The 17,713-nt window shown below is 59.1% G+C and carries 11 protein-coding genes; 7 read left to right on the top strand and 4 right to left on the bottom strand.

Translation table 11 applies throughout. The annotated features are described in order from the left end of the window. Positions 1–600: 600 nt before the first annotated feature. The 3 genes from BS626_RS04980 (at position 601) to rcsB (ending at position 5,075) form a co-directional block, all read left to right on the top strand. Complete coding sequence (locus tag BS626_RS04980) at positions 601–1,752, top strand: MFS transporter (protein ID WP_075181292.1); 1,152 nt, start codon at positions 601–603, stop codon at positions 1,750–1,752. A gap of 79 nt (positions 1,753–1,831) precedes the next feature. Continuing rightward, on the top strand, positions 1,832–4,420 hold the full coding sequence (gene rcsD / locus BS626_RS04985) for a phosphotransferase RcsD (protein WP_240494272.1): 2,589 nt from the start codon (positions 1,832–1,834) through the stop codon (positions 4,418–4,420). A gap of 1 nt (position 4,421) precedes the next feature. Further along, the gene (rcsB, locus tag BS626_RS04990; RefSeq protein ID WP_075181294.1) at positions 4,422–5,075 is read left to right on the top strand and encodes a response regulator transcription factor RcsB; all 654 of its coding nucleotides are present in this window, start codon (positions 4,422–4,424) and stop codon (positions 5,073–5,075) included. 39 nt (positions 5,076–5,114) lie between these two features. Here rcsB and rcsC read toward each other — a convergent pair whose 3' ends face one another. Further along, the gene (gene rcsC / locus BS626_RS04995; protein ID WP_075181295.1) at positions 5,115–7,958 is read right to left on the bottom strand and encodes a two-component system sensor histidine kinase RcsC; all 2,844 of its coding nucleotides are present in this window, start codon (positions 7,956–7,958) and stop codon (positions 5,115–5,117) included. A 79-nt stretch (positions 7,959–8,037) separates the two neighbouring features. After that, positions 8,038–10,674 (bottom strand): DNA topoisomerase (ATP-hydrolyzing) subunit A, encoded by a 2,637-nt coding sequence (gene gyrA / locus BS626_RS05000; RefSeq protein WP_075181296.1) that lies wholly within the window; start codon positions 10,672–10,674, stop codon positions 8,038–8,040. 201 nt (positions 10,675–10,875) lie between these two features. Here gyrA and ubiG point away from each other — a divergent pair, with 201 nt between their 5' ends. The 4 genes from ubiG (at position 10,876) to yfaE (ending at position 15,857) form a co-directional block, all read left to right on the top strand. Beyond that, the gene (ubiG, locus tag BS626_RS05005) at positions 10,876–11,601 is read left to right on the top strand and encodes a bifunctional 2-polyprenyl-6-hydroxyphenol methylase/3-demethylubiquinol 3-O-methyltransferase UbiG (protein WP_075181297.1); all 726 of its coding nucleotides are present in this window, start codon (positions 10,876–10,878) and stop codon (positions 11,599–11,601) included. 509 nt (positions 11,602–12,110) lie between these two features. After that, a complete protein-coding gene (nrdA, locus tag BS626_RS05010) occupies positions 12,111–14,396 on the top strand; it encodes a class 1a ribonucleoside-diphosphate reductase subunit alpha (protein WP_075181604.1) in 2,286 nt (761 codons plus the stop codon). A 69-nt stretch (positions 14,397–14,465) separates the two neighbouring features. Further along, positions 14,466–15,596: a class Ia ribonucleoside-diphosphate reductase subunit beta gene (gene nrdB, locus BS626_RS05015; protein WP_075181298.1), complete on the top strand. Its 1,131-nt coding sequence runs from the start codon at positions 14,466–14,468 to the stop codon at positions 15,594–15,596. A gap of 3 nt (positions 15,597–15,599) precedes the next feature. After that, on the top strand, positions 15,600–15,857 hold the full coding sequence (yfaE, locus tag BS626_RS05020) for a class I ribonucleotide reductase maintenance protein YfaE (RefSeq protein WP_075181299.1): 258 nt from the start codon (positions 15,600–15,602) through the stop codon (positions 15,855–15,857). A gap of 20 nt (positions 15,858–15,877) precedes the next feature. Here yfaE and BS626_RS05025 read toward each other — a convergent pair whose 3' ends face one another. Together BS626_RS05025 and elaB are read right to left on the bottom strand one after the other, a co-directional pair. Next, on the bottom strand, positions 15,878–17,065 hold the full coding sequence (locus BS626_RS05025) for a nicotinamide mononucleotide deamidase-related protein YfaY (RefSeq protein WP_075181300.1): 1,188 nt from the start codon (positions 17,063–17,065) through the stop codon (positions 15,878–15,880). Between the two features lie 156 nt (positions 17,066–17,221). Further along, complete coding sequence (elaB, locus tag BS626_RS05030) at positions 17,222–17,521, bottom strand: stress response protein ElaB (RefSeq protein ID WP_075181301.1); 300 nt, start codon at positions 17,519–17,521, stop codon at positions 17,222–17,224. Between the last annotated feature and the right edge of the window lie 192 nt (positions 17,522–17,713).

Raw genomic sequence — 17,713 nt, forward strand, 5'->3', positions numbered from 1 at the left:
CACCCGGTGAGGCAAACCTGAATGACAAAAAAATCGGCATGAGCCTTGGCGACGGGCCTTTCTGGCCTCGTTTTAAGAAAGTTCTTAACAAGATATACGTAAAAAATTTTTCTAATGCATTGAGTAATCTTTACTGAATCAGTTAAATAATTTAATTGAAAATGTATGAATAGTTTATTTTTTGTGAAAAAAAAGAGGGCTCCGCATGGGCAGTTTAGGTTAAGTGACTGAAACTAATTTAAGAGTTTTTCCCTGCTGACTTAACGCACCACCGTCCCTGCCGGTGAGAAATCATCGCGGCCGCTGAGCGTGCGCAGAGAAAGATAACGAAACATTGTGATGAAACGTGATGGTGCTCCCCTTTCACCGCCATACCGGCCGTCCGATCCGTCCGCTATCCCGTTAGCGTCGCTCGCTGCGCATGCCTGACAGCAAGCCGTGTTAGGAGTGTTCTGGAAATGTGCGCCGCGGTCTGTTTTTGATTCACATCCGCCGCTGACTCCGATAAAAGAGGCTCACCGCCATTCTTATTCAGACTTATTCAGAATGGTCAGGTTTTGTGATAAAACAGTGAGTAAACGCACCTCAGCAGATAAAGGCATGCAAATCAACGTTACCGATCGCTTCACCTCCGCGCCGGCCCGGCAGATCGCGACCCGCGCGATTTTTTTTATCGCCGGTATGGGGATGTCCGCCTGGGCGCCGCTGGTGCCTTATGCCCGCGACCGCACCGAAGTGAATGATGCCTCGCTGGGCGCGCTGCTGCTGTTTCTCGGCGTCGGATCGCTACTGACCATGCCGATGACCGGCGCACTGGTGGCCCGCTACGGCTGTCGCCGGGTGATTGTCAGCAGCGTCATCACCCTGCTGGTGGCCCTGCCGCTGCTGGCCTGGCTGGCTACGCCGCTCACGCTGGCGCTGGCGCTGATGCTGTTTGGCGCCGCGCTTGGCCTGACCGATGTGGCGATGAACATTCAGGCCGTGGCGGTAGAAAAAGCCGCTGGCCGGCCAATGATGTCCGGCTTTCACGGGTTTTTCAGCCTGGGCGGCATCGCCGGCGCGGCGCTGGTAAGCACCTTGCTGTGGCTGGGCTTTACGCCGCTGACCGGTGTGCTGTCGGTGATGCTGATCATCGGGCTGCTCCTCGCCCTGAGCTGCACGCATCTGCTGAATGATAAACCGGCGCAGAGCGGCGATCCGCTGTTTGTGCTGCCGCGCGGATGGGTCCTGTTTCTCGGCCTGCTGACCTTTGTGCTGTTTCTCAGCGAGGGCGCGATCCTCGACTGGAGCGCGCTGTTCCTCAGCGAGCAGCGCCAGCTGGCTTCCACCGAGGCCGGGCTGGGCTATGCGCTGTTTTCCGTGACCATGACCGTGGGCCGCCTGACCGGCGATCGCGTGGTGGCCGCGCTTGGCCGCCCCCGCGTGCTGGCCGGCGGCAGCCTGCTGGCGGCGGTCGGTATGGCTCTGGCGGCGGGGGGTGACAGCGTCGCTTCCGCCCTGTTGGGCTTTATGCTGGTCGGCTTCGGCGCTGCAAACAGCGTACCGATTTTATTTACCGCGGCGGGCAACCAGCAGGCAATGCCGGCGAATCAGGCGATTGCGGCGATGACCACCGTCGGCTACACCGGTATACTGGCCGGTCCGGCGCTGATTGGCTTTATTTCGCACGCCGCTGGCTTGCAGGTGGCGTTCAGCCTGCTGGCCGCGTTACTTTTATTCGTTGCCGCCAGCGCGCGCAGCGTTACTCGTTAACTGCTAAACAGGCGATGATGTGTACAAGCTTCCTTTAACCTCAGGCAATGTGACGCGCTTCTTTCTGGTGTGCGCGCTGATGCTGGCGATCTTGCTGGGCCTGACGGTGCATTATGCGGTTAATGCCTGGCTGACCGAAAAGCGCTATGTGATGGCGGGCATTACGCACGCCATGCAGAAGCGCATTGATACCTGGCGCTTTGCCACCTGGCAGATCTACGAAAACGTTGCCGCTGCGCCTTCGGGCAGCGTCAGCAACAGCCTGCAGGAGACTCGCCTGCGGCCGGATGTCTATTATCTGGAAAAAAACCGCCGCAAAACCGAAGCGCTGATTTTTGGCTCCCACGATAGCAGTACGCTGGAGATGACCCAGCGCATCTCCGATTATCTGGATACCCTGTGGGGCGCCGAGAACAGCACCTGGTCGATGTATTTCCTTAACGGGATGGATAACAGCCTGATGCTGGTTTCCACCCTGCCGCTGAAAGATATGGCGGAGCGTTATAAGGAGAGCGCCATCAGCACCATCGTGGATGCCCGACGCAGCGAGATGCTGCAACAGGCCAACGCGCTGGATGAACGCGAGAGTTTCTCTCCCCTGCGGCGTTTTGCCTGGCAAAACGATCACTACTTTACCCTGCGGACAACCTTCAACCAGCCGGGCCACCTGGCGACCGTGCTGGCGTTCGACCTCCCGGTCAACGATCTGATCCCGCGGAATATGCCGCTGGAGAACTTCCAGCTGCGTCAGGATACCGCTTCTCCTGCGCAGGCGCGCAGCAGCGGTGATGAAGAGATCCGCAATACCCGCATTGCGCTGGCGAACCCTAACCTCGAGGTGATCGCCACCCTGAGCAACGCACCGCTGCAGCTGGTGTACCGCGTGCCGCTATCCAGTCTGGTGCTGGATACCCTGCGTAATCTGAGCTGGCCGCTGATCAGCTGGCTGGCGCTGCTGCTGCTGGGTTGCATCGGTCTGCTGCTGCTGCGCCGGCAGTCGCTGCGCCCCAGCGAGAATCAGAGCGCCGAACTGGACACGCTGCGGCTGCTCAACGAGGAGATCGTTGCCAGCCTGCCGGTGGGGTTGCTGGTGTATGACTTTGCCACTAACCGCACGCTGGTAAGTAATAAGATTGCCGAGCATCTGCTGCCGCACCTCAACCTGCAGAAGATCATTAACCTGTCCGATCAGCACCAGGGCATTTTACAGGCGACGGTGAATAATGAAGTGTATGAAATTCGCCACAGCCGCAGCACGGTATTTCCACATACCCAGCTGTTTGTGATTCGCGATCAGGATCGCGAACTGCTGGTGAACAAAAAATTGCAAAAGGCGCAGCAGATCCTGGATCGTAGCCACCAGACCCGGCAGCTGCTGCTGCAAAACCTGGGTCAGGCGCTGGCGCAGCCTGTGCGCGAGCTGACCCGCAGCTTGCAGGCGGGCGGAGCCAATGATGGCCAGCTGGAGCAGGCGCAGAGCGTGGCACGACTGGTCGATGACATCGTACTGCTGAATCAGCTGGAGACCCACGACTGGGTACCGGCCCCCGGACACTTCCTGCTGCAGGAGATCCTGAATCAGCAGGTGCGTGACATCCTGCCGCTGATGCGGCGAAAAGGTTTAACGCTGATGGTCAGTAGCGCGCTCCCAAGTGATGAGCCGCGCCTGGGCGATCCGCGCGCGGTGGCTAAACTGATCGGTTCCCTGCTGCACTACGCTATCACCACCACCACTTGGGGCAAAGTGTCGCTCACGGCGACGGCAAACGATGCGCAGCCGGATCGCGTGCAGATAGAGATTATCGATACCGGCGCCGGCCTGCGACGTGAAGAGATAGCCAATAGCGAGTTCCCGTTCCTCGGTGATACACAGGCTGACCGTTATGGCCAGGCTTCCGGCCTGACGTTTTTCCTCTGCAAGCAGCTCTGTAAACAGCTGGGCGGCCAGCTGGATATTTACGCCCGCGACGAGATAGGCACCCGCTACGCTTTGTCACTGCCGCTGCCGGTTGAAGCCAGGGCGGAGCGGGAAGATGAACCGCTGCTGGCCGACGTGACCATACTGATGGATATCACCGTGGATGACGTGCGGAAAATGGTTACCCAGCGTCTGGAAAGCTGGGGCGCGCAGTGCGTGAGCGCCGACGAACGCGCCGTCAGCCAGGCTCCGCAGTACGACCTGACCGTCACCGACGATCCTGACCGCCTGACACCCTGGTCGCTGCTGGTGTGTGATGACGAGGACGGGTTCCGGACAATCAGCGACAATCAGTACCGGGTGAATTTCAACCTGAGCGATGCGCTGCAGGACGCCATCCTGGCGCTGATTGAACAGCAATTATCGCAAGACATGCTGGAGGCGCCACAGGGTGACGCCAATAGCCCGACGTCGCTGCTGGCCGGCGGCTATTTTCAACTGTTTGTTGACACAGTACCGGACGATGTGAAGAGATTGTATACTGAACTGGCGAGCGGTGATTATCCCTCGCTTGCTCAGACTGCGCATCGCCTGAAAGGGGTGTTTGCCATGTTAAATCTGGTGCCTGGCAAGCAGTTGTGTGAAACGTTAGAACTGCACATCAACGCCTGTGACAATGTAAACATCCAGTCTATTACCAGTGAAATTGACATCTACGTCAACCAGCTGATGCAGCAAGGTAACCAATAATATGAATAACTTAAATGTAATTATTGCCGATGATCATCCGATTGTGCTGTTTGGCATTCGTAAGTCACTTGAGCAAATTGAATGGGTCAACGTGGTCGGTGAATTCGAAGACTCCACCGCGTTAATTAACAGCCTCGCCAAACTGGATGCCAACGTTCTGATTACCGATCTCTCGATGCCAGGCGAGAAATACGGCGATGGCATCACGCTGATCAAATACATTAAGCGCCACTATCCGGACCTGTCGATCATTGTGCTGACCATGAACAATAATCCGGCGATCCTCAGCGCCGTGCTGGATCTGGATATTGAAGGCATCGTGCTGAAACAGGGGGCGCCAACCGACCTGCCGAAAGCGCTGGCCGCGCTGCAGAAAGGCAAAAAGTATACGCCGGAAAGCGTGGCAAAACTGCTGGAAAAAATCAGCGCCGGCGGCTACGGCGACAAGCGACTGTCGCCGAAGGAGAGCGAAGTATTGCGCCTGTTTGCCGAAGGCTTCCTGGTGACGGAAATCGCCAAGAAGCTGAATCGCAGCATCAAAACCATCAGTAGCCAGAAGAAGTCGGCGATGATGAAGCTGGGCGTGGATAACGATATCGCCCTGCTGAACTACCTCTCGTCGGTGAGCATGAGCTCGGTTGCCGACAAGGAGTAAGCCGCCGCCCGGGTATGGCGATCCCTCGCCATACCCGCCTCAGACCGGACGCGCTTTGCGTACCCGCTCAGCGTAAAAGGCCAGCGTTTGCCGCAGCTGATCGAGGGTGACCGGTTTCGACAGACAATTATCCATGCCCGCCTCCATACAGCGCTGCTTCTCTTCCGCCAGCGCGTTTGCGGTGACCCCGATCACCGGGAACGTCTGGCCTAACTGACGCAGACGCTGCGTGAGACGATACCCGTCCATATTCGGCATATTGACGTCGCTCAGCACAATGTCGATCGCGCTGCGGCTCAGTACGTTCAGCGCGTCGACACCGTCCTGGGCGGTTTTCACCCGATAGCCCAGCGAACCCAACTGGTCGGAGAGCAGCATGCGGTTGATCGGATGATCGTCGACCACCAGCACGGTGATATCATCATTGTCGACCTGCGCCACCGCCGAGGGCGACGGCAGCGCATTGGCCATTTCTGGCAGGTCCACCGCCACGCGCCAGATGCGGCCCAGCAGCAGCGGCAGTTCATGCGGCGTCGCGGTGCTGTGCAGCCACAGCCCCCCGCCCTGCTCCTGCGGCGCTTCGCGGTGCAGGCCGTCAAAGCGGATCACCGCCCGTACCGGAGTGCTCGGCGTCCAGGACGCATCGCCGATCACAATGTCATCCTCCTCCGGACGATCGCCGGCCGCCAGGGGGCTGACCTGCAAACCGTGATGCTGCAGCAGCCGGCGAAGAAAATCCGCCAGCGCGCTGTTGCGCAGGGCCAGCCAGCAGCGCTTCTGTTCCAGCCCCTCCAACTGCGCGGGGGGAAGCGGTTGGCTGTTGTACATCGGGATACGCACAATAAACTGGCTGCCCATGCCCGGCTCCGAATCGACTTCGATATCGCCATCCATCATGGTGATCAGCTTTTCACAAATCGCCAGCCCCAGCCCGGTGCCCTGAAAGTTGCGCTGCACCCCGGTCCCCACCTGGAAGAAGGGATCGAACAGCCGGGTCAGCTCTTTCGCCGGGATGCCGACCCCGGTGTCGCGTACGCAGAACACCAGATAGCCCTCTTTAACCCGGGCGTGCAGAATAATGCAGCCGGTGTGGGTGAACTTAATGGCGTTGTTCAGCAGATTGGAAATCACCTGCTGCAGGCGCATCGGATCGCCTTCCAGCGACAGCGGCACTGCGTTTTCAATCAGGCAGTACAGGGTCAGCCGCTTCTTCACCACCAGCGACAGGTAGTTGGCGGTGATGTGGGTCAGCATTTCGCGCGGAGAGAACGCACGGGGCTCAATCTGCAGCTGTTCAGATTCAATTTTCGAGAAGTCGAGGATATCGCTGATGATCTTCAGCAGCAGGCTGGAGGAGTTGTTCATCGCGGTGACCAACGACTCCACCCCCGGCGGCATCTCGCGGGTTTGCAGCAGATCGAGGTTGCCAATGATGCCGTACAGCGGCGTGCGTAGTTCGTGGCTGACCGTAGCCAGAAACATCGACTTCGACTGGCTGGCCTGCTCGGCGGCCTGGGCCATCTCCTGCAGCGACTCCTCCATTTTTACGCGGGCGCTGACGTCCACCAGCACGCAGATTGCCACATTTTCATTGCGGTAGCGCGAGTGGACAAAGCTTATCTGCAGGTTGGTATTGCTGCCGGTCAGTACGTCGACAAAATTAACCTGCTGGCCACCGATGATTTCGGTTAGCCGCTGGCGATCCTCCTGGCTGAGCAGGGTGAGATAATTGTGCGCCAGCTCGTTACTGAGAATATTACTGCCATCGCTGGTGCGCAGAATAGAGATACCGACCGGCGCGGAAGCGACGATTTTGCGGTTGAACTGCTCATGCTCTTCCAGCCGGTGGGCATTCTCTTCCGCCGGTAAAAACATCCGCCGCTCAAACAGCCACGCCAGCGAAAACAGCACCACACCGCTGACCAGATTGAGCAGCAGCGCGTTGAGGATCAGTATCTTGAGCTGGTCAAGCAGCACGCGGGTCGGCAGCGTATACACGACGCTGAGCGAGGTGGGCGCCAGCTGGCGTTTCATCACCAGCTGCTGATAGTTATCGACATAGCCGAACCAGGGATTCTCGTCTGGCAGCCCGTCGGTCCAGGGGGCCGGTCCGCGGCTGAGCAGCGTATTGCCGTCGTCGTCAATCAGCGAGACGCTCACCGGCAGGCTGCTGGCACTGAGAAACGCCTCCAGCCGGAGCGGTTGTTCAACCCCCAGCAGCGCGGCCAGCTTTCCGGCGACCCACACCGGCGTCAGCTGGGTTAAACTGCCGCTGCCGGGCTGATTATCGGCCACCACCCACCACTGACTGCGATTGCGCTGCTCTTCGCTGCCGTTGCGGAAAGTCAGCAGATGTTCATGCAGCGCGCTGAGCGCGCTGTCGCGATCCGCCACCGAGCCGCTGAGGTTAAAGTCAGTCATGCACTGGCTATCGCCGCCGATAAAGAATACCCGGCTGATCGCCCGCTCAGCGGAGACATTGTTTTTCCACCAGCGGATAAACGTGTTGAGGGAGGCGAGCGCGCTGCGCCAGCCGTGGCTCATCGCCGTACAGTCGGCCTCGTCAAACAGCGGGGTCAGCGGCGGCGTGGCGGATGGTGCGACCGGGGTGCGCACCGCCGCGCCGTCAGCGCCGCCGGTCAGCCGCTTTTCCGCCATGAACTTCAGTTCGCGCGTGACGTCGGCCGCGTGGCGTACATACCACTGCGCCTGATCGACGCTGGCATTGAATTCCTGCCGCACCTGCGATTCGCGTTCGTGCAGCACGTTAATAATGTAAAAGGTGGTGAGCAAGGCGCCCAGCGTCCACAGCATCAGCGCCAGCGCCCGAAACAGGTATCGCGAGATGCGCAGCGTGGTGCGAAACGATACGAGGTATTTCACGTCAGATCCCGCCGTCTTCTTCTTCGCCGGATAGAAAAAGGGCGGGAGTGCTCCCGCCCATGTGCTTCAGCCTGAGGGATCAGGCGTCGTCGTCTTCCGGCGCCTCATCGTCGCTGTCCACTTCAGGGGCAATATCATCCTCCCCCTCCGCCACGCTACCGTCAATAGCGTCCAGCTCCTCTTCGGCGACCGGCTCGGCGACCCGCTGCAGGCCAACCACGTTTTCCTCTTCCGCGGTGCGGATCAGAATCACCCCCTGGGTGTTGCGGCCCACCACGCTCACTTCTGAGACGCGGGTACGCACCAGCGTGCCGGCATCGGTGATCATCATGATCTGATCGCTGTCGACCACCTGTACCGCGCCAATAACCGGGCCGTTTCGCTCGGTCACCTTGATGGAGATGACCCCCTGGGTGGCACGTGATTTGGTCGGATACTCACTGTTGGCGGTCCGCTTGCCATAGCCGTTTTGCGTGACGGTGAGGATCGCCCCCTCGTCGCGCGGCACGATCAGGGACACCACGCGATCGTGCTCGGCGAGGCGAATACCGCGCACGCCGGAAGCGGTCCGGCCCATGGCGCGCACGGCTTGCTCGCTGAAGCGCACCACTTTACCGGCAGCGGAGAACAGCATTGCCTCATCCTGGCCGTTGGTCAGCGCCACGCCGATCAGCTCGTCGTCATCGCGCAGGTTCACCGCGATGATCCCGGCGCTGCGCGGACGGCTGAACTCCTTCAACGCCGTTTTCTTCACCGTGCCGTTGGCCGTGGCCATAAAGATATTCCAGCCGTCGGCATAGTCGCGCACCGGCAGAATGGCGGTGATGCGCTCGTTGGCCTCCAGCGGCAACAGGTTAACGATCGGACGCCCGCGCGCACCGCGGCTGGCTTCCGGCAGTTGGTAAACCTTCATCCAGTACAGCCGGCCGCGGCTGGAGAAACAGAGGATGGTGTCGTGAGTGTTAGCCACCAGCAGGCGATCGATAAAGTCCTCTTCCTTGATGCGCGCGGCCGATTTGCCTTTGCCGCCGCGACGCTGGGCTTCATAGTCGGTCAGCGGCTGATACTTGACGTAACCCTGGTGCGAGAGGGTCACCACCACGTCTTCCTGGTTGATCAAATCTTCGATATTGATGTCGGCGCTGTTGGCGGTTATCTCGGTGCGGCGGGCATCGCCAAACTGATCGCGCATCGCCTCCAGCTCCTCGCGGATCACTTCCAACAGACGTTCGGCGCTTTCCAGAATGCGAATCAGCTCTGCAATCTGGTCCAGCAGCGCTTTGTACTCCTCGAGCAGCTTTTCATGCTCAAGACCGGTTAGCTTCTGCAGACGTAAATCCAGGATCGCCTGCGCCTGCTGCTCGGTGAGGTAATATTTCCCGTCGCGAATACCAAATTCCGCGTCCAGCCACTCCGGACGGGCGGCATCGTCACCGGCGCGCGCCAGCATGGCGGAAACGTGGCCCAGATCCCAGGCGGCGGCGATCAGCGCGCTTTTCGCTTCGGCCGGGGTCGGCGCGCGGCGAATCAGCTCAATGATCGGATCGATGTTGGCCAGCGCAATCGCCAGCCCCTCAAGAATATGGGCCCGATCGCGTGCTTTGCGCAGTTCAAAAATGGTCCGGCGGGTCACCACTTCGCGGCGGTGACGAACAAAGGCTTCCAGAATCTCTTTCAGCGTCAGGATTTTCGGCTGGCCCTGATGCAGCGCCACCATATTGATCCCGAAAGAGGTCTGCAGCTGGGTCAGGGAGTAGAGGTTGTTCAGCACCACTTCTCCCACCGCATCGCGTTTGATCTCAATCACGATGCGCATGCCGTCTTTGTCAGATTCATCACGCAGGGCACTGATGCCCTCCACGCGCTTCTCTTTCACCAGCTCAGCAATCTTTTCAATCAGGCGCGCTTTGTTCACCTGATAAGGAATTTCATGCACGATGATCGTTTCGCGGCCGGATTTGGCATCCACTTCCACTTCGGCGCGGGCGCGAATATAGACCTTTCCGCGGCCGGTGCGATAGGCCTCTTCAATGCCGCGACGGCCGTTAATGATTGCCGCCGTCGGAAAGTCCGGCCCCGGAATGTGCTCCATCAGCCCTTCGACGCTGATGTTTTCATCGTCGATATAGGCGAGGCAGCCGTTGATCACTTCGGTCAGGTTGTGCGGGGGAATGTTGGTCGCCATCCCCACGGCAATACCGGACGAACCGTTGATCAGCAGGTTAGGGATTTTGGTCGGCATGACTTCCGGGATCTGCTCGGTGCCGTCATAGTTCGGCACAAAATCCACGGTCTCTTTTTCCAGATCCGCCTGCAGCTCATGGGCAATTTTGGCCATGCGCACTTCGGTGTAACGCATCGCAGCGGCGGAGTCACCGTCAATGGAACCGAAGTTACCCTGACCGTCGACCAGCATGTAACGCAGTGAGAAAGGCTGGGCCATACGCACGATGGTGTCGTAGACGGCAGAATCCCCGTGCGGGTGATATTTACCGATCACGTCACCAACCACGCGGGCGGATTTTTTATACGGCTTGTTCCAGTCGTTGCCCAGTACGTTCATCGCGTACAGCACGCGGCGGTGTACGGGTTTCAGTCCATCGCGGACATCCGGCAGTGCTCGGCCAACGATGACCGACATGGCATAATCAAGGTAAGAGTTCTTCAGCTCTTCCTCGATATTGACCGGTGTGATTTCTCTGGCAAGGTCGCTCATGGAGCCGTTATCCCTCTACAATATTCCCGGATTCAAAGGTGCGAAAGTATATCACACCGGCAGGCGCGAGGGGAAAGTAAAGCAGCCTGGCGTGCGGGGTTTTTCATCCGTTTGCCGCGGGCCGCAGGCGAAGGCGACGCCCCCGGCCCGCATGGGTTATACTGCTGCCCATACACGCTAATCTGCTGGAGTATCAGGATAATGAGTTCCCCCTCAACGGAAAGCGGTCACAATGTTGACCATCAGGAAATTGCCAAGTTTGAAGCGGTGGCCTCACGCTGGTGGGATACCGAAGGCGAATTTAAGCCGCTGCATCGCATCAACCCGCTGCGCCTGAACTGGATTGCGCAGCACGCCGGCGGACTGTTTGGTAAGAAAGTGCTGGATGTCGGCTGCGGCGGTGGGATCCTGGCGGAGAGTATGGCCCGCGAAGGCGCGGTGGTGACCGGACTGGATATGGGCGCCGAGCCGCTTCAGGTCGCGCGTCTGCACGCCCGGGAGAGCGGCGTTGACATCGAATACGTGCAGCGCACCGTGGAAGAACACGCCGACGCCTGGGCCGGCCAGTATGACGTGGTGACCTGCATGGAAATGCTCGAACACGTACCGGATCCCCGTTCGGTGGTGGCCGCCTGCGCCCGGCTGGTGAAACCCGGTGGCGAGGTGTTTTTCTCCACCCTTAACCGCAACGCCAAGTCGTGGCTGATGGCGATTGTCGGCGCCGAATACATTTTGCGCATGGTGCCGCGCGGCACCCACGATATTAAAAAGTTTATTCAGCCGGCCGAGCTGCTGAGTTGGGTAGAGGAGGCCGGTCTGCGCGAGCGCCGGATAATCGGCCTGCACTATAATCCGCTCACCAACCGCTTCAAGCTCGCCCCGGGCGTCGACGTCAACTACATGGTACACACGCACCGCGAGGCGTGATCCTTTTCGCTCTCGCCGCCGGCGGGAGCCCCCTCGCTATGGCGAGGCGTCGGCCATGCCTGTTTTCGCTCCCGCCCCGCCGGCGCGCACATTTCCCGCTGCCGCGATGTGCCAACAGTGATAACAATTTGATCTGAGAATGTGCAAAATTCGTTGCCACGTTAACGCGCTGACGCAGGGGTGATGACACGCAATGACGGCGCGCCCGTGCCCCCTGAATACTAATCATGCGCTTAATCAAATTTCGAAAAAAAAGTGCAGATGGATTGACAGCGGGTGCAGGCCTTATGGAATGGGGATCCAGGATTATCGCCACCCTACCACTCCCATTTTTTTGTGAAAATCAACTCTTGTGATGCACAGAATGCTGGCTAGAATACTCCCTCATATAGTTGTTCAAACTTCCCGCACCCCCAATATATAGTGTTTATCCACAGAGTTACTCACAATGAGTACCCTGTGCATAAATGGGGGATAGTTTTGTATTTCACGGACAGGTAAAACGCGACATGAATCAGAGTCTGCTTGTAACCAAACGCGATGGCCGCACCGAGCGCATCAATCTCGACAAAATTCACCGCGTGCTCGACTGGGCGGCAGAGGGCCTGCACAACGTCTCCGTTTCACAGGTAGAACTGCGTTCGCACATCCAGTTTTACGACGGCATTAAGACCTCCGATATCCATGAAACGATCATCAAGGCCGCCGCCGATCTGATCTCGCGTGATGCGCCAGATTACCAATACCTGGCCGCACGCCTCGCCGTGTTTCACCTGCGTAAAAAAGCCTACGGCCAGTTTGAACCCCCGGCGCTGTTTGCGCACGTAAAACGGATGGTCGATCTCGGCAAGTATGATCCACACCTGCTGACCGACTATAGTGAAGAAGAGTTTGCGCTGATGGACGGCTTTCTTGACCACTGGCGTGATATGAACTTCTCCTACGCCGCAGTGAAGCAGCTGGAAGGCAAATATCTGGTGCAGAACCGCGTCACCGGCGATATCTATGAGAGCGCGCAGTTCCTGTATATCCTGGTCGCCGCCTGCCTGTTCTCCGGCTACCCGCGCGAGACGCGCCTTGACTACATTAAGCGCTTCTACGACGCCATCTCGACCTTTAAAATTTCGCTGCCGACGCCGATCATGTCCGGCGTCCGTACCCCAACCCGCCAGTTCAGCTCCTGCGTGCTGATCGAATGTGGCGATAGCCTGGATTCCATTAACGCCACCTCCAGCGCGATTGTGAAGTACGTTTCCCAGCGCGCCGGTATCGGCATTAACGCCGGACGCATTCGCGCGCTGGGCAGCCCGATCCGCGGCGGTGAAGCGTTTCACACCGGCTGTATTCCGTTCTATAAACACTTCCAGACGGCGGTGAAGTCCTGTTCACAGGGTGGCGTACGCGGCGGCGCTGCGACGCTGTTCTATCCGATGTGGCATCTGGAAGTCGAAAGCCTGCTGGTGCTGAAAAATAACCGCGGCGTAGAGGGCAACCGCGTGCGCCACATGGACTACGGCGTGCAGCTGAACAAACTGATGTATCAGCGCCTGCTGAAAGGGGAAGATATTACCCTGTTCAGCCCCTCTGACGTGCCCGGGCTGTATGACGCTTTCTTTGCCGATCAAGACGAATTTGAGCGCCTGTACACGCAGTATGAGCAGGACAGCAGCATCCGTAAGCAGCGTGTGAAAGCGGTCGATTTGTTCTCCCTGATGATGCAGGAACGCGCCTCGACCGGCCGGATTTACATCCAGAACGTCGACCACTGCAACACCCACAGCCCGTTTGACGCCCGCATTGCACCGGTTCGCCAGTCTAACCTGTGTCTGGAAATTGCGCTGCCGACCAAACCGCTGGAAGACGTCAACGATGAGAACGGCGAAATCGCGCTCTGTACCCTGTCCGCCTTCAACCTCGGGGCGATTGACAGCCTCGACGATCTGGAAGAGCTGGCGGTGCTGGCGGTACGCGCGCTGGATGCGCTGCTCGACTATCAGGATTACCCGATCCCGGCCGCCCAGCGCGGCGCGATGGGCCGGCGTACCCTCGGAATTGGCGTGATCAACTTTGCCTACTACCTGGCGAAGCACGGCGTGCGCTACTCCGACGGCAGCGCCAATAACCTGACCCATAAAACGTTTGAAGCCATCCAGTACTATCTGCTGAAGGCCTCCAACGAGCTGGCGAAAGAGCAAGGCGCCTGCCCGTGGTTTAGCGAAACCACCTACGCGCAGGGCGTCATGCCGATCGACACCTACAAGAAAGACCTGGATGCGATTTGCAATGAGCCACTGCATCTCGACTGGGACGCGCTGCGCGAGCAGATCAAAACGCACGGCCTGCGCAACTCTACGCTCTCGGCGCTGATGCCGTCTGAGACTTCGTCGCAGATCTCAAATGCCACTAACGGCATTGAGCCGCCGCGTGGACACATCAGCATTAAAGCCTCCAAAGACGGCATTCTGCGTCAGGTGGTGCCGGAGTATGAGCGCCTGAAAGATCAGTATGAGCTGCTGTGGGATATGCCGAACAACGATGGCTATCTGCAGCTGGTTGGCCTAATGCAGAAGTTTATCGACCAGGCCATCTCGTCGAACACCAACTACGATCCGACGCGGTTCCCGAACGGTAAGGTGCCGATGAAGCAGCTGCTGAAAGATCTGCTGACGGCGTATAAGTTTGGGGTGAAAACTCTCTATTACCAAAACACCCGCGATGGTGCGGAAGATGCGCAGGATGACCTGGCACCCTCCATCCAGGACGACGGCTGCGAAAGCGGCGCGTGCAAAATCTGATCGCGCCGACGGGCCGGTGCACACCGGCCCTGCTCCGTTGCGCGTAACGACCTACTTTGGATTTGAATCATGGCCTATACCACTTTTTCACAGAACAAAAACGATCAGCTGAGCGAGCCGATGTTTTTCGGCCAGCCGGTGAACGTTGCCCGCTATGACCAGCAGAAATACGATATTTTTGAAAAGCTGATCGAGAAACAGCTCTCCTTTTTCTGGCGTCCGGAAGAGGTCGACGTCTCGCGCGATCGCATCGACTACCAGGCTCTGCCGGATCATGAAAAACACATTTTTATCAGCAATCTGAAATACCAGACCCTGCTGGACTCGATCCAGGGACGCAGCCCGAACGTGGCGCTACTGCCGCTGATCTCCATTCCGGAGCTGGAAACCTGGGTTGAAACCTGGGCGTTTTCCGAAACGATCCACTCGCGCTCATACACCCACATTATCCGCAACATCGTTAACGATCCGGCGCTGGTGTTTGATGACATCGTCACCAATGAGCAGATTCTGTCGCGGGCGAAAGACATTTCCGGCTATTACGACGATCTGATTGAGATGACCAACTACTGGCATCTGCTGGGCGAAGGTCAGCACCAGGTGAACGGCAAAACCGTGACCGTCAGCCTGCGTGCACTGAAAAAGCAGCTCTATCTGTGCCTGATGAGCGTCAACGCGCTGGAAGCAATTCGTTTCTACGTCAGCTTCGCCTGCTCCTTTGCCTTCGCCGAACGCGAGCTGATGGAGGGCAATGCCAAAATTATCCGCCTGATCGCCCGTGATGAAGCGCTGCACCTGACCGGCACCCAGCATATGCTGAATCTGCTGCGCAGCGGCACCGACGATCCGGAAATGGCCGACATTGCCGAAGAGTGTCGCCAGCAGTGCTATGACCTGTTTGTGCTGGCGGCGGAGCAGGAAAAAGAGTGGGCCGAATACCTGTTCAGCGGCGGCTCCATGATCGGTCTGAACAAAGATATTCTCTGCCAATATATCGAGTACATCACCAATATCCGTATGCAGGCGGTGGGGTTGGATCTGCCGTTTAAAACCCGATCTAACCCGATTCCGTGGATCAACAGCTGGCTGGTATCAGACAATGTGCAGGTGGCGCCGCAGGAAGTGGAAGTCAGCTCCTATCTGGTCGGGCAGATCGACTCTTCCGTCGACGCCGACGATCTGAGCGATTTTCAACTGTAAGCCATGGCCGCCACCATCATTCTGCGCGCCTCCGGTGCGCAGCTGGAGTGCCGTGAAGAGCATCCCAGCCTGTTAGACGCGCTGGAGTCGCACAATGTGCGCGTGGAATATCAGTGTCGGGAAGGCTACTGCGGCTCCTGCCGCACCCGATTGCTAAAGGGCCAGGTATGCTACCAGGCCCAGCCGTTGGCGTTTATTCAACAGGGCGAGATTTTGCCCTGCTGCTGCCAGCCCGACGGTGATATCGAAATCGAGCTGTAGCTGACGCCGCACCGGCGGCGTCAGCTGCGCAGCGTCTCCAGCACGTCAACCCAGCCTTCGCCAGCGCCCGGATCCATCTGCAATAGCCAGCGCCGCAGCAGGTTCATCGCCAGCATCGCCGCCGTTTCCTGCTGAATGCGCCGGCTGTGCTGCTGTACCGGCAGCCTGACCCGCAGCGCCCAGCCGCCCTCCGGCGTATGCAGCGCCAGCGCCAGCACGCCTGCGTCATCCAGCGTCCCAATGCTCAGCGCCAGCGCCGCGCCGCTGGCCGCCGTGCGCGCCGCCAGCGCGCGCAGCGAGACCGGCCCTTCCGCCAGCACTTCGCCGCGTTCCAGCGCGACCGCGCCGCTCGCCAGCTGCCACTGCAGCAGACCGGCGGTGAACTGTTCACTGACCCGCAGGCGCAATCCGCGCGCATCCAGCAGCCGGGCCAGGCGGGCCGGCAGCCCGACAGTACCCTCAAAGATCAGGCTCTCACCGGCGATGTCACGCACCTGTTGGAACAGGGCTTCCATGCGCGGGCGCTGCGATGCCGGGCCGGTGAGCTTCAGCTCAATGATCGGCATTGAGGAGCGGTAACCCAGCACCACGCCGTCCGGCAGCGCGAGGCGATCCAGCTCGCTGGCCAGATCGCTTTCGCCGCGGCCAAAGGTGGTCAGCCGCAGGCACAGTGGCGGATCGCCCAGCGTGTAGTGCTGCTGCAGGCGCGGAATAATCTCGTCCGTGACCATCTTTTTGAACTCGCTGGGCACGCCGGGCGTAAAGAACAGCCAGCAGCGGTTCAGCCGCAGGGCAAAACCACAGGCGGTGCCCACTGGGTTGTTGATCATCTCCGCTCCCTGTGGGATCTCCGCCTGCTTGCGGTTGCTGGCCGCCATCGCCCTACCGCGGCGGGCAAACCACGCCTCCATTTCTGCCAGCCAGCCCGCGTGGAGTTCCAGCGGTACGCCCGCCGCCTGCGCCGCCGCCTGTGCGCTCAGATCATCGCTGGTCGGACCGAGGCCGCCGTTAACGATCAGCACATCTGCCTGCTGGCTACGGTCAATCAGCGCCGCTACGAGGTCCGGTAGCGCATCGCCAACCGTGGTGCGGCTGCGCATTGGTAAGCCGCGTTCAAACAGCGTATCCGCCAGCCACGCGGCGTTGGTATCCACAATCTGGCCGTGCAGCACTTCGTCGCCGGTCGCCAGCATTTCCACTCTGATCATGTGTCTCTCCCGGTTATTGCCTGCGGCCACTTTAAAAACCTCACCGGCAGAAGACAACCACTTCTGCCGCTTCCGCCGACGCCGGCCCATCGTGCGGCCCGGCGTGCAAAAAAAAACGGCGCCCACAGGGCGCCGTAACGTGTCGGGCCGCGCCACTCAGCGGCGTAACAGTAAGCCAAATACGAGGCCAATAGCGGCACCGATACCCACCCCCTGCCACGGTTTATCGTGGACGTAATCGTCGGCGCGGGTCACCGCCTGGCGAGCGCGGTAATAGGTGCTGTCTGAGGCGTGGCTGACGCGGGATTTCACGTCGTTCAACGCCGCCTCCGCGCGGGCCTTCAGCTCCAGATACTTCTGATCGGCAGGATCGCCGGAAGACTTCAACACTTCTTCGAGGGTGTCGGTCAACAGCGTAATATCGTCATCCAGCGTGTTCTCGATCGGTTTAGCCATTTCTTCCTCCATGGTGTTATCGACTTCAGGTCACATTTACTATAGACCCTCTCACCGCGAACGGCGGAAATACCTGGGATTATTCGATTAATCTGATAAATTGCGGTGAGCTGAATTTTTAGAAAAACGGGCTGTCGTACCCTGTTCAGCTGGCTCAACAGCCTTACCATTCTGATCACCTGGGGAACGTAT

The organism is Pantoea sp. 1.19 (assembly GCF_001922585.1).
Taxonomy (GTDB): Bacteria; Pseudomonadota; Gammaproteobacteria; order Enterobacterales; family Enterobacteriaceae; genus 1-19.